The 13,040-nt window shown below is 65.8% G+C and carries 13 protein-coding genes; 7 read left to right on the plus strand and 6 right to left on the minus strand.

Going from position 1 to position 13,040, the window contains the following annotated elements; all coding sequences use genetic code 11:
- Positions 1 to 1,545 (minus strand): ABC transporter permease, encoded by a 1,545-nt coding sequence (locus KXR83_RS11655; RefSeq protein ID WP_437425355.1) that lies wholly within the window; start codon positions 1,543 to 1,545, stop codon positions 1 to 3.
- Positions 1,546 to 1,640: 95 nt separating this feature from the next.
- Entirely contained in the window at positions 1,641 to 2,672 is a 1,032-nt protein-coding gene (locus tag KXR83_RS11660; RefSeq protein ID WP_437425001.1) for a thiamine ABC transporter substrate-binding protein, read from the minus strand.
- Positions 2,673 to 2,960: 288 nt separating this feature from the next.
- On the opposite strand from KXR83_RS11660, the gene KXR83_RS11665 reads away from it, so the two are divergent.
- The 4 genes from KXR83_RS11665 (at position 2,961) to KXR83_RS11680 (ending at position 6,837) form a co-directional block, all read left to right on the plus strand.
- Positions 2,961 to 3,770, plus strand: a complete 810-nt coding sequence (locus KXR83_RS11665; protein WP_437425356.1) for an Rv1157c family protein — start codon at positions 2,961 to 2,963, stop codon at positions 3,768 to 3,770.
- Between the two features lie 244 nt (positions 3,771 to 4,014).
- The gene (locus tag KXR83_RS11670; RefSeq protein ID WP_437425002.1) at positions 4,015 to 4,881 is read left to right on the plus strand and encodes a hypothetical protein; all 867 of its coding nucleotides are present in this window, start codon (positions 4,015 to 4,017) and stop codon (positions 4,879 to 4,881) included.
- Positions 4,882 to 4,913: 32 nt separating this feature from the next.
- On the plus strand, positions 4,914 to 6,086 hold the full coding sequence (locus KXR83_RS11675) for a lipase family protein (protein ID WP_437425003.1): 1,173 nt from the start codon (positions 4,914 to 4,916) through the stop codon (positions 6,084 to 6,086).
- Between the two features lie 7 nt (positions 6,087 to 6,093).
- Entirely contained in the window at positions 6,094 to 6,837 is a 744-nt protein-coding gene (locus KXR83_RS11680) for a lysoplasmalogenase (protein ID WP_437425004.1), read from the plus strand.
- On the opposite strand, the gene KXR83_RS11685 is transcribed toward KXR83_RS11680, so the two are convergent.
- Complete coding sequence (locus KXR83_RS11685; protein ID WP_437425005.1) at positions 6,810 to 7,025, minus strand: PspC domain-containing protein; 216 nt, start codon at positions 7,023 to 7,025, stop codon at positions 6,810 to 6,812. The two genes, KXR83_RS11680 and KXR83_RS11685, sit on opposite strands and share 28 nt — an antisense overlap.
- Positions 7,026 to 7,187: 162 nt before the next feature.
- Between KXR83_RS11685 and KXR83_RS11690 the strand changes: the two genes are divergently transcribed.
- Positions 7,188 to 7,997: an enoyl-CoA hydratase gene (locus KXR83_RS11690; protein WP_437425006.1), complete on the plus strand. Its 810-nt coding sequence runs from the start codon at positions 7,188 to 7,190 to the stop codon at positions 7,995 to 7,997.
- 2 nt (positions 7,998 to 7,999) lie between these two features.
- Here the strand turns inward: KXR83_RS11690 and KXR83_RS11695 are convergent, their stop codons facing one another.
- On the minus strand, positions 8,000 to 9,481 hold the full coding sequence (locus KXR83_RS11695; RefSeq protein WP_400728057.1) for a sugar porter family MFS transporter: 1,482 nt from the start codon (positions 9,479 to 9,481) through the stop codon (positions 8,000 to 8,002).
- Positions 9,482 to 9,681: 200 nt separating this feature from the next.
- Positions 9,682 to 10,167, minus strand: a complete 486-nt coding sequence (locus KXR83_RS11700; protein ID WP_437425007.1) for a hypothetical protein — start codon at positions 10,165 to 10,167, stop codon at positions 9,682 to 9,684.
- Positions 10,168 to 10,306: 139 nt separating this feature from the next.
- Here KXR83_RS11700 and KXR83_RS11705 point away from each other — a divergent pair, with 139 nt between their 5' ends.
- Positions 10,307 to 10,873 (plus strand): HhH-GPD-type base excision DNA repair protein, encoded by a 567-nt coding sequence (locus KXR83_RS11705; protein WP_437425008.1) that lies wholly within the window; start codon positions 10,307 to 10,309, stop codon positions 10,871 to 10,873.
- A 40-nt stretch (positions 10,874 to 10,913) separates the two neighbouring features.
- The gene (locus tag KXR83_RS11710) at positions 10,914 to 11,657 is read left to right on the plus strand and encodes a hypothetical protein (RefSeq protein WP_247209756.1); all 744 of its coding nucleotides are present in this window, start codon (positions 10,914 to 10,916) and stop codon (positions 11,655 to 11,657) included.
- Positions 11,658 to 11,676: 19 nt separating this feature from the next.
- On the opposite strand, the gene KXR83_RS11715 is transcribed toward KXR83_RS11710, so the two are convergent.
- On the minus strand, positions 11,677 to 13,020 hold the full coding sequence (locus tag KXR83_RS11715) for a wax ester/triacylglycerol synthase domain-containing protein (RefSeq protein WP_437425009.1): 1,344 nt from the start codon (positions 13,018 to 13,020) through the stop codon (positions 11,677 to 11,679).
- Positions 13,021 to 13,040 lie beyond the last annotated feature (20 nt).

Consider the following 13,040-nt stretch of genomic DNA (forward strand, 5'->3'; position numbering starts at 1 on the left):
TCAGAACTCGCCTCCCCGTTCTTCGCGACGGACGACCTCGATCAGGGTGACCACCACGGCGGTCACCACCAGCATCATCACCGAGCACGCCATTGCGGTCGCGAAGTTGCCCGACCCGGGCCGGGCAAGGGACGAACCGATCAGTACCGGCACCGTTGTGGTGTCGGGACGCGCGACAAAACTGGTTGCCCCGAACTCCCCGAGCGCGATGACAAAAGCGAAACCCGCTGCGGCGCACAGTGCTCGCCTGATGACCGGGAAGTCGACGGTCCACCACACCCGCCATGGACCGGCTCCCAGGGTGGCCGTCGCCTGGCGCAGCCGCTGGTCGATCAGACCCATTGCGGGCACGAGAATCCGGATGACCAGTGGGCATGCGATCAGGGCCTGCACCGCGGGCACGATGGCCGGCGAGGTGCTCACCTCCCGCGGCATCGTGGTGAGGACAACGAGGTACCCGAGGCCGACTGTCACTGCGCTGACGCCCAGCGGGAGCATCGTCATCACCGTGGCGGCACTGCCCGACCACCCCCTCGCCCGGGAGATGGCAACGGCGCCGGCAAGACCGAGAACCATCGCGATGACCGTGGCCCACGTCGCACTGAGCAGCGAGTACCGCATGGTGTCCAGCGGCGTCTGACCGTTCACCGACTCCGACAGCGCCCGGTAACCGTCCAGATTCCAGGTTCCACCCACGGTGGGTCGCACCGAGCGCAGCACCAGGATTGCCGGTGGGGCCAGCAAGATCACCCCCGACACCCCGAGAATCGAGCCGATCACCGGCCACTCACGGCCGCGTGGTCGCCTGCGGTATCGCGGAGCAGCTGTCGCGCGGGCCCGGCGACCGAGGATCGCGCTGATCGCAACCACCACGGCGACCACGACGATCTGGACCATCGAGAGCGCAACCGCAGCAGGTAGCTGGAAGAAACCGATTGCTTGCCGGTAGATCTCGGTCTCCAGCGTGTTGAACCTGCCGCCACCGAGTATCAGGATGACCCCGAAGCTGGTCGCGCAGAACAGGAACACCACCGATGCCGCAGAGGCGATGGCCGGGGCCAACGCGGGCAAGGTGATCGTGCGGAACACCCTGACGGGTCCGGCTCCGAGCGTCCGGGCGGCCTGCTCGGAGCGAGGATCGATTCCGGACCACACCGACCCGACCGTGCGCACCACCACGGCGACGTTGAAGAACATGTGCGCCAACAGGATCGCCCAGACCGATGCGGTGAGATCCAAACCGGCGAGCGGGCCGCGATCACCCAATAGAGCCGAGAACGCCACGCCGACAACAACAGTGGGCAGGACAAAAGGGATGGTGACGAGCACCCTCAGCAGCAGGGCACCTCGGAGTTCATAGGTGGACAGCACCCACGCGAGCGGAAGGCCGACCAGCAGGGTGAGTGCAGTGGACGCCGCGGCCTGCGCGACGGTGAACCACAGCAGATGAGCGGCGTTGGCGCCATCGAGGAGCTGCCACAGGTTCGACGCGGAGCCGTCGGCGAACGCCCGCTCCGCCAAGGCCACGAGTGGCCAGCCGAACATCACCGCCACGAACACCAGCGGGGCGGCGCCCAGAGCCGTCACCGCCACTCGGCCGGTAAGGGCCGAATGTGCCGGCCGAGCCGTCGGCACCTCGATCAGCGGCCCATCACGGTGCGCCACTCCTGTTGCCACGCTTCGCGGTTCGTTGCGATCTCGTCGGCGGGCATGGTTGCGGCGGACTGGGGCTCGGGAGCGTGCTGAGCCCAGTCGGCCGGCAGGGGCGTTCCTTCACGGACCGGGTAGACGTACATCGACTCGGGTAGCGCCGCTTGAACGGGCTCACTGATCAAGTAGTCGATGACCTTCTTGGCGCCGTCTTCGTTCGACGCGCCGCGCAGCACGCCGGCGTACTCGACCTGCTCGAAGCACGTGTCGAGCAATGCGGTGGTGGTGGGGAGGAATGCGGGGGACGATGCGTAGGAGACGACGATCGGCTTGGAGCCCTTGCCCTCACCCGCGGTGAACTCCTGGTTGTACGCCTCGGTCCATCCGGGCGCGATGGCCACCTCGTTGTCGCGCAGTCGCTGCCAGTAGCCCTGCCATCCGCCGTCCGCCCCATCCGGGTAGGCGGCGATGGTCGCGAGCAGGAACGCCATTCCCGGTGATGACGTGGCGGGATCCATGGCGACCGTGAGCCCGCGATACTGCGGGTCGGTGAGGTCGGCCAGGTTCCGGGGTACGGGCAGGTTGCGGTCGGCGAACCAGGTGTTGTCCACGTTCACGCAGACGTCTCCCCGGTCGACGGCGGTGAGCAGGTTTGGGGGCGGCAACGCGTCGTCGGCGGGGCCGAGCGCGTTGTCGGGGCTGGTGTACTCCACCAGGGCACCGGCGTCGATGACCCGGGACGCGAAGGTGTTGTCGATGCCGTACACGGCGTCGCCGCGAGGCGATCCGGCCGTGAGGGCGACCGAGGAGGACAGCTGACCCGCATCGGCTTCCTTGACCACCTTCAGGGTCAATCCGGTCTGGTCCTCGAAGGTGGCCAGGAGTTCGTCCGGCAGCACAAACGAGTCGTGGGTGAGCAACACCACCTCGTCGCTTGTGTCCGAGTCGCCACAGGCGCTCAAGGCGGTTGCGGCGATCGCGGCAGCGAGCAGCGCTGCTACGAATTGATGTCGTCGACGCATCGAGCCTCCAGAGGTGCGGTGGTGCTGGTCATCAATGATCTAACCAGGCACTCGACGCGGCCCTCTCGCCCAGTACGCGAGGTCGTGGCCCGAATGACACATAACAATTGTGTCTCCAGTCCCATGAGTCACTCCAGTAACACGCTATGGTCCCCTGGCGACAGAAATCGATTCTCGCGGCGCGTCCCCCTGTTGGCGGGATGGTCACGGAACGGTTACCGTCAGCACGGCGATTTACACACCAGCCGTCAGATCGCGGGCAATCAACGCAAGATGGGACACCACACAGTGCTATTCAGTGAGCCGACAGGTCGCAGCAGCAAGCGTTCACGCAAGCCGTTGCCCAACCTTTCCGCCCGCCGGGTCGTCACGGCCGTCGCGATTGCCGCCAGCGCTGCGCTCGCACTTCCGGCCACGGCCTCTGCCGCACCGGCGCCGGCGCCGACACCCAAGGTCAGCGAGGCCACACTGCAGTCGCTGGGCGCGTTCGTCCCGGCGATCATCGGTTCGGCCGCGACCCCGGGCCCCGACGGCAAGGTCAATGCCGATCTGATGGCAAACGCCAAGACCCTGGCAGCCGACTCCGGACTGCCGCCAGACCTCGCGAAGATCTGGGATCGTGTCATCAGCTTCCTCGAGGGCACCGGCGGTGGCGGTCCCGCCATTCCCACCGGCCCCGGCGCACCGGTGATCCAGCAATTCCTCTACCCGACCCTGGGTAACGGGTGCATTCCCGGAGGCAACTCCGTGGGCACCGCGCTCGCGACCGCAGGACCGCAGCAGGCACCCGCTCCCGGTCCCGCCCGCGGCGAAGCCGGCTTCGTCTACACCAGCCTCGGCACCGGGCCTGCACTGAACAACAAAGAAGCACCGCTGACTGTGGCCTGGGTCAACATCGACACCGGCAAGACCGGCCAGCAGAGCCTGCAGCGCAACGAGAAGATCAACGTCGCCGAAGGCCCCGGAACTTTCACCACGATCGCGAAAACCGGTAAGGGCCGGGTCATCTCGGCCATCTACGGCAATGTCACCACCAAGACCGAGGGCAAGGTGGTCAGCTGCACCATCATCCCGACCGTGGGCTTGGTGAACATCTAGCCTTCCCCCGCACAGCAACAGGCGCCGACCATCTGGTCGGCGCCTGTTTCTTTTACCATTGCGAACAGTCCCGCCGAGATCCGTTGACCCGCAGGGAAACCGGAACGGTAGCAGTTGCATCACAGGTCAGCGTCGCAGCTTGCCTTCTCCTTGAATCACATGGTTGTGTGTAACAAGCGCACCATTGGCCACATCTGTCACACGGGTAACAGGTGGCCCATCATCTTCTCTTCAAGGGGGAACCATGCCCAGCTCACCAATGCTTCGCCGAGGCGTCGCCGCACTTGCGATCGCAGCGTCCGGAGCGCTGCTGATGCCTGCCCTGGCTTCGGCTGAGCCTGCGGCACCGATCGACACGACCCTCACCGCTCCGAAGGACACCCCCAGCGACGCCGAGCTCACATCGGCGATCGGAACGCTGAAGAAGACCTCGGGTGATCCGACCGCCCTGGCCGCGGCGAAAGCGCTCTTGGGCGGAACAGGTCAGGTGCCGACCGAGGTCGCCGGCCCTGCGGCCACGCCGGCGGCTGACTCCGCCGACATGTTCGGCCTTCTCGCCGAGGCCAACGAGAGTCTGCGCAAGCTCGGCATCCAGAGCTTCATCAACCCGTCGGCGGCCTTCAACTGCACAGCCCCGACCGAATCTAATCCCCTCGGATTGGTCCCCGCGGTAGGTGGAGCGATTCCGGGCCCCTACTTCCTGCCCGGGCTGAAGCTTCCCGAAGGACTCGACGCCAACCTGATCAAAGACGGTGAGACGCTGTTCGGCTTCTTCCCGGCCGGCATCACTGCCGACGGCGCAGCCACCGGAATGCAGGTCGCCTGGTTCAACGTGAACACACTCAAGGGCGGCTTCGCGGACATGGCGCCGGTGGGCACAACAATCGTCGACCTGCTGATGAAGAACGTCCCCGCCTCCTTCCCGGCCGCAATCCGTACCGCGATCGCCGACCGCATCTCGGCTGTGGTGAACAACGTCAGCGTCAAGGGTGCCCGCCTGGCACCGGTGGAGACGGGCAACGGCACAGTGTTGTCCGCAGTCTTCGGCACCGTCCAGAACGGAAACCGCAGCTGCTTCTTCTTCCCGATGATCGGGATCACCCAGGCGTAGCTCGGTATCAGCGTTTTCTTGTAGGAGAAGTCATGAAAAGTGTTCACACACAAGCACTGCGACGGATGGGTGTCAGCGGTCTGACCGTTGCCGCCCTGGCCGCGACCGTGGCCGCCGCGATCGGAACCGGCGTCGCAGCCGCCGCGCCGACCGCCACAGCGGGCACCGTCCACGCCAACATCGGTCTGCCAGACGACCGCTGGGTCACCGGCGCCGGCAGCGCCGACCGCTTCACGTACTGGACCACCGCGGCCGAGAGTCGCAGCGAGATCAGCAGTGCCGCGGTGTACCTGCCGAGAGGCACTGCGCCCGAAGGCGGCTGGCCGGTGATCGCATGGGCGCACGACACCGTCGGCCTGGCCGACAAGTGCGCGCCGTCGTGGTCGGGTAAGACCGAGTCCGCCGCCCACTGGAACGACATCACCCCCTGGCTCCGCAAGGGCTACGCCGTGGTCGCCTCGGACTACGCCGGTCTCGGTGTCGAAGGGGCCACGCCGGACCTGCAGGGCGACATCAAAGCACGCAACATCGTCGACGCGGTCAAGGCCGCCCACGACATCACCCCGGACCTGTCCGACGAGTGGATCGTCAACGGAAACGGAAGCGGGGCCACCTCGGCGCTGGCGACTGCGCGCAACGCCATCGCGTGGCAGGGCCCAGAACTCGACTTCCGGGGCGCGGTGACCACCAGCGTGCCCGCCAACTTGGGCGAACTGGTGCTCAGTGCCGGACCGGGTTTCATCCCCGTGCCGCTGCCCACCGATCTCACCGCCGAGGTGCTCTACGCGATCGCCGGTATCCGCGGCTCGTACCCGGAGCTCAATCTGAACTCCTACCTCAGCACCGAGGGCAAGGCACTCGTGGACAAGGCCCTCAAGGTGTGTTCCGCCGAACTGCAGCGCTCGGTCGCCTCGACCGGACTCAACGAGTTGTTCACCAAGCCGGTCGCGTCGATCCCGAACATCAGGCCTGTCGTCGACGCCTATCTGAGTGTTCCCGATCGCGGCTACGACAAGCCGGTGTTCATCGGACAAGGTCTGCTCGACACCACGGTTGTGCTGCCGTACACACTCGACTTCATCAACAGGGTGCAGGCGTCGGGGCAGAACGTGACGGTCCGTACGTATCCGTCCGACGGTCAGGGCACGGCTGCGGCCGCACTGCCTGACGCCTCAGGGTTCGTCGAGAGAATCTTCGCGGGCTGATCCAGACATGCGGGTATCCGGCTGGAAGTATCCGGAGCGCAAGGCGTTTGCGGTGACCACCGTGTTGGTGGCGGCAGCGGGAGCTGTTCGCCACCGACCGGTGGTCGCTGTCGTCAAGCCGGCAGCGCTGGGAATGTTGGCGATCACCGTTGCCCGCGGCACGAGGCGACGGGCACCGGCGGACAACGCCTTGCTGGCCGCCACGATCATCGCCTCGGCAGCCGGCGACTACTTCATGTATCGCGAGGAGTTTGCCGACGGTCCGGGCAAAGACCGGCACTTACAAACCGGCGCAACCATGTTCGGCGCGGCACACCTGGCCTACCTGGGTCTGTTCGCCCGGCACGGTGCCCGGCCGACACGTCGACGACTGCTCCCCCGGTTCGCAGTGATGAACGAGGTTGCCGCACTGCTGATCCTGAACCAGCCCAGGCTGCTGCCCGTGCTCGGTACCTACGGAGCCGCCCTGTCGGTGATGGCGGCCACCGCCGCCGACCCGTACCTGTCGTCGGGCACACAAAACGATCCCACCCGCCGACTGGCAACGGGTGGGATCCTGTTCATGCTGTCTGATGCGCTGCTGATGAATCGCCGGTATCTGTTGCGCGGCAACCTCCCACGCGCGATGAGCGAGGCAACCGTGCTGTCGACCTACTTCGTCGCTCAGATGTTCCTGCTCGACGGCGTCGACTCACTGGCCCGGCGGCGCCACGCCAGGCGACCTCAAACCGGCGTGACCCCGCCGGCGTGAGCGGTCTTGCCCTGCATCGGCATCACCAACCAGAGCGCCAGGTAAACGACCAGCTGCGGCCCCGGCAGCAGGCACGAGACCACGAATGCCACGCGCACCGCATTCACGTCCCAGCCGTACCGTCGTGCGATGCCGGTGCAGACGCCTCCCAGCATCCTGCCCTCGGAAACCCGAACCAATTCGTCCATGTCATTCCTTTCTGTTAAGGCCCCCCAGCGACACCGAGCCGCTCTCACCTGTCCCAATGTATGGACGTCGAGCGCCCCTGCCATCGGGGATCGACCCTGATCTTTGTGGCCGACTTCCCTGATTCGCACCTCAGGGAACGCCGCTCGTGTCACGATGGCGAAATGTCGTATGTCCGGGTGGACCATCCCCGCGAACACATTGCCCTGGTGACCTTGGATCGCCCAGAACGCATGAATGCCATGGCTTTTGACGTCATGCTTCCGTTCAAGGAAAAGCTCGAGGAGATCAGCGCGGACAATGCGGTCCGAGCTGTGATCATCACGGGCGCCGGACGCGGATTCAGTTCTGGCGCCGACCAGAAGTCGGCGGGCAAGATACCCGGCATCGACGGGTTGACCGCACCCACGATCGCGCTTCGTTCCTTGGAGCTGCTCGACGAGACGATCAAGGCGATCCGCCGCATGCATCAGCCGGTGATCGCCGCCGTGAACGGCGCCGCGATCGGTGGCGGGCTGTGTCTGGCGCTGGCATGCGACATCCGCATCGCGGGCGCGGCGGCCTATTTCCGTGCGGCGGGTATCAACAACGGCCTCACCGCAAGCGAGTTGGGGTTGAGCTACCTGTTGCCGCGAGCCGTCGGCAGCTCACATGCCGCCGAGATGATGCTGACCGGATGGGATGTCCACGCCGCCGAAGCGGCCCGTATCGGGTTGGTGTCGCGAACTGTGCCCGACGCCGACCTGCTCGACGAGTGCTGCCGCGTCGCTGACCGGATCGCCGAATTGTCGCGCCCGGGAATCGAACTGACCAAGAGAACGCTCTGGTCGGGCATGGAGGCCTCCAGCCTCGACGCGCACATGCAGGCCGAAGGCCTCGGCCAGCTCTACGTCCGGTTGCTGACCGCCAACTTCCAAGAAGCGACGGCCGCCCGCAAAGAGGGACGGCCGCCGCTGTTCACCGATTCGCTGTAGCGCTATTTCTCTTTGGCCGCGGCCTTGTCGGCTTTGAGCGCGGCCTCGACGTCGCCAAGGGTGTCCATGTCCTCGAGTTCCATGCCCTTGGTCTCGGGAACCTTGAAGTGCACGTAGAAGTACGACACGATCGCGCAGAACGCGAAGAACCCGTAGATCCACGCCAGACCCAGGCGCGAGTTGAGTTCCGGGAAGAGCAGCGAGATGGTGAAGTTCGCGAGCCAGTTCACGCCGGTGCACACGCCGAGAGCCACACCGCGGATCCGGTTGGGGAACATCTCGCCCAGCATCACCCACATGACCGGCCCCCATGTGGCCGCGAACGCGACCACGAACAGGTTGGCACCGATCAGCGCGACCACGCCCCAGTTGTCAGGAAGGGTGATGTCGTCGCCCGAGCCCTGCTGCTGGGTGAAGGCCGCGCACGCCAATATGAGTCCGATGGCCATGCCGACCGAACCGATCAGCAGGAGCTTGCGGCGGCCGATGCGGTCGACGAACAGGATCGCCCCGAAGGTCATCACCACGTTGACCACGGCGGTGATCACCGACGTCTTGAACGACTCGCTCTCACTGAATCCGACGGACTGCCACAGCGTGGTGGAGTAGTAGAAGATCGCGTTGATGCCGACGAACTGCTGGAGCACCGCGATCCAGATACCCACCCAGACAAGGGGATGCAGGCCGAACGAAGGTCCGCGGATGTCCTTGATCGACACATTGGATTCACGTTTGAGGGTCAGCCGGATCTCTTTGACACGTTCGAGTGGGTTGGCCTCGCCCGTGACCTCGGTGAGGATGCGGGCTGCCTCTTCGTCCAGATTGCTACCCACCAGATAGCGGGGTGACTCCGGGATGAGCAGGGCCAGAACGCCGTAGACGATGGCCGGGATCACGCCGACCATGAACATCCAGCGCCAGGCCTCGATGCCGAACCACAGGTCGTTCGAGGCACCGCCGGCACTGTCGGCGAGCAGCGCATCCGACAGCAGTGCGACGAAGATGCCCATGGTGATGGCCAGCTGCTGAAGGGATCCGAGTGCACCGCGGTATCGGGCAGGGGCGATCTCGGCGATGTACGCCGGAGCGATCACCGACGCGATGCCGATACCGAGGCCACCGATCACACGCCAGACCAACAGGTCTGGGACCGACCACGCCAATCCTGTGCCGATGGACGAGGCGATGAACAGCGCGGAGCCGAGCAGCATCACCTTCTTGCGGCCCCAGATGTCCGCGAGCCGACCGGCGAACCAGGCACCGAGCGCGCACCCGAGAAGTGCGATGGCTACCGCGAAGCCCTTCATGAACGAGTTGAGCTCGAAATGCGTGCCGATGGATTCGACAGCACCGTTGACCACCGAGCTGTCGAAACCGAAGAGGAATCCGCCGACGGCTGCGGCGACGGTCACACCGATGACCTTGGCTACGTGGGCCTCACCCCCGACCGGCCGGCTGGATCTACTGGCTGCACCTGTGGACATCGGGGGTACCCACCTTCCGGACGGCGGTCGGCAATCACCGCCGACGACATACGCCAAGAGCTGACGTTACTCCTGTCATGTCAGGCGAGTTCGCAAGTCCCCGAAAGACAGTCGGTCACAAGTCGGTCACCGGTTATCGGGGCCGCAGGCGTTTACGCAGGCGCGAGAAGGGGAACTCCACGGCCCCACCCGACCGGTGGTCACACCGTCGCAGCGCCGCGACAGGTCGACGATTGCGGGTTCACCATGGGCATGAAGGCGAGCGCACCGATCTTCTGGGTGACAACGTAGGCCACGTGGCCACGGCCGGTCGGCAGGGAACCTTCCCAACTGGCCGAACGGCCCCGCGCCGGAATGATCGTCGTCCCGCGCGCCCCGGTGGTGGTGTTGACCCAGCGGACGGTTGCCTCGACGTTGTATTCGAGCAGGAAGCCAGGACGCGAGTTGTTCGCACTGAGGTAGAGGACAGGCCCACGCACCCCGTCGGGTGGGAAGACGACATCGTTGTACACGTCGATGTCGATCCTGAGTCTGCCCGGCGACCACGGGTCGGCGCTGTCGCAGCGCACGGTGTCGACCAGGTTGGGTTCGGTGTACGGCTCGGCCGAGGACTGGCCGGCGGCCAGCGCAGACATCGTGGCCGCGGCAGCCAGGGCCGCCGCCGCAACTCGCGTACGTCTCCACATGACCGACTCCGCTCTCCCCGACCCGGACCGTCCTGTCGAGCATTCAATCACCACCGAGTCACCGGTGATCGGGGTTCGGTGCGACGGGTCCTCGCGCGCGTCGATGTGGGTTGGGTGCCCGGCACTAGACTTCGTGTCCATGACCAGTCTGCACATCACGGGCGACCCGTCCGCCGACGAGTTGCTCAGTACCGATTCCTTCGCGTTGCTGGCCGGGATGTTGCTGGACCAGCAGTTCCCTATGGAGCGAGCATTTGCCGGGCCTGCCAAGGTCAGGGAACGGTTCGGCAGTCTCGATCCCGCCGCGATCGCCGCCGCCGAGCCCGACTCGTTTGCCGACCTGTGTGCCACTCCTCCGGCCGTCCACCGCTACGGCAGGTCGATGGCCGCACGTCTGCAGGCTCTGGCCACCATCGTGGTGGAACAGTACGGCGGCGACACCGCACGGATCTGGAACGAAGCGGCGGACGGACCGGATCTGGTCAAACGCATCAACGAACTGCCGGGTTTCGGCGCCCAGAAGGCCAAGATCTTCACCGCACTGCTCGCCAAACAATGCGGCGTCGCCCCTACCGGCTGGCAGAAGGCGGTCGGCGACTACAGCAAGGCCGGGTACCGCTCGGTGGCGGACGTGGTGGACGAGGAATCCCTGCAGAAGGTGCGGGCCTTCAAGAAGGAACAGAAGGCAAAGGCCAAAGCAGGGTGATCGGCCACCGGCATGGAGGGGACGTCTTAGGGTGAACGGCATGGATGCCAGATTGGTGATCGAACTCCCGACCCGGTTGGGATTCGCGATCGCAGGGGCGGCCTTGTCGGCCGTCGAGGCCAGCGTGGCGGTCAGTCGTATCGCCATCGAGAACGTGCAGCACGAGATCACGGTGGCGATGGGGGTGTCTCAGGGACCTCCCGGACGCAGTCCCCTCCAACTGATCGGCCAGGTGGCCGAACTCCTCGAGGACGACCGTTCTCTGGGCCGCATCCTGGCCAAGGACGGCCCCCTGGAGCGGCTGGTGTCCGATGACGGACTCGTGAACCGGATGCTGTCCGACGACGGCGTGCTCTATCAGATGACCGAAGACGGTGGACCTCTCGATCGGCTCCTCTCTCGTGGTGGCCCGGTGGACCGACTTCTCGCCGAGGACGGAATCCTCGCGAAGTTGACGACGACGGGCGGCTTGCTCGACCGTCTCGCCGAGGACGAAGGCTTCATGGACCGCCTCGTGGCCGAAGAGGGGCTGCTCGAGCAACTCCTGGGCGAGAACGGCGCGATCGAGCGCACCATCGCGCCGGGCGGGCCACTGGACCGATTGACCGAACTCGTCGAGGTGATCGGCGAGCTCGCGCCGAACATCCGGAAGCTGCAGGAGACGGTGGACCAGCTCAACGACGCCGCCGAAGTCCTCGGCCAGGCCGTGCTCCCGCTGGGCGAACTCGTCGGCCGACTGCCGAAACGGTTGGTACGCACCAAGAACGGAACCGACGACCACTGACGTCACACAAGAGCGCCGGTCAACGTCCGGCGACGATACGGTTCCAAGCGATGGACGCACTCAGCGACTCGAGATAGTCGTCGATGTTCCCGATCGCCGACTCTGCGGCGTGCACGCTGATCGCCACCGTGTCGCCGATTCCATGCACCCCGTGGGTGACGGCCATCGCGGGAGACAGGGCCGGGTAGCCGGCCGTGAACGCAACCGGCGCCCCGCCGAATGTCAGGTCGGCCGGGCCGCGGTTGATACTCGACACCACCGTGTTCCCGATGACCATGGGTGCAGCCGCAGTCGGGTCGAATTGCGTTGTTCCCCAGTACAACAAAGGAGCCGGGACTGCCGCGAAGGCTTCGTCGGCTGCTCTCAACGCGGGATGAGCACCACGTGATCGACGATGCATCAGCGCCTCGGCGATCTGCTCGGTTCTTCGTTCCCATGAGGCCGTGGTGCTGAACAGTTCGACACCGACGTTCCGGAAATGGTTGCGAGCGAGGGGTTTTCCTGGTTTCGCGACAGTCAGCTCCGCACCCAGCGTGGCAGTGTCGACACCGCGGCTGGCGAGGTGCTCCGACAACCCCAGCGAGATGGCTGCGAGCGCTCCGACGGTGACGGTTGGCCCCGGAAAGTCGTCGCGGTCACGAACCAGCGTGCGGATCTCGCGGCGACCCTCCGGCCGGTTGTTGGTGGGCAGCGCCGGCCGCACATCGGCCTGCGGGGGCACGGATCCGTCGGCCACGTCCGTGACCAGCCTTCGGTGCGTCACAGCAGCATTCAGCCCACGCAGACCCAATGAGCCGAGCTGTTTGGGTGTCCGGATCGCCGCGACCGTTGCCGCCCGCACCGTCGAGTAGCCGCTCTCGGGCTTCGCGACAACGATGCGGCGTCGCGGTTCTCCGGCATCGATGAACAGACTCCTGGCCACGCCCGTCGCACGGCGGCCGTCGGCGAGGGCGTGTCCGATCTGCAGGACCACCACCGTCGCCGGCCCCTGACAACGGGGAACTTCCCCGACACCCTCGAACACATGCAGACGCCACACGCTGTCGCGGAGGTCGAGCTGATCTGCGAACAGATCCTGAACGGCCGCAAGGCAACCCGACCAGGTGGGCTGCGGCAACTGGTGCACTGCGACGTGATCTGGTCCGACCCCATGGCGGACCCAGTAGGGGTAGTCGAAAGCACAGCCGGGGTCGGCGATCCGCAATGTCAGATCGACGTTCGACGCCGCACGCCGGAGCACGTCGTCGATGGCCGACTCGAGGTTGCCGACCTCACCGTCGAACGCGAATAGCAGGAACTGGTCGTTCGGAACTCGACTCGACATCCAGTACATCTGGGCATCGATGGGTGTCATTCGCTCCATTCGACGAACGTACTTCACCG

The organism is Williamsia muralis (assembly GCF_051487485.1).
GTDB classification, from domain to species: domain Bacteria; phylum Actinomycetota; class Actinomycetes; order Mycobacteriales; family Mycobacteriaceae; genus Williamsia; species Williamsia muralis_B.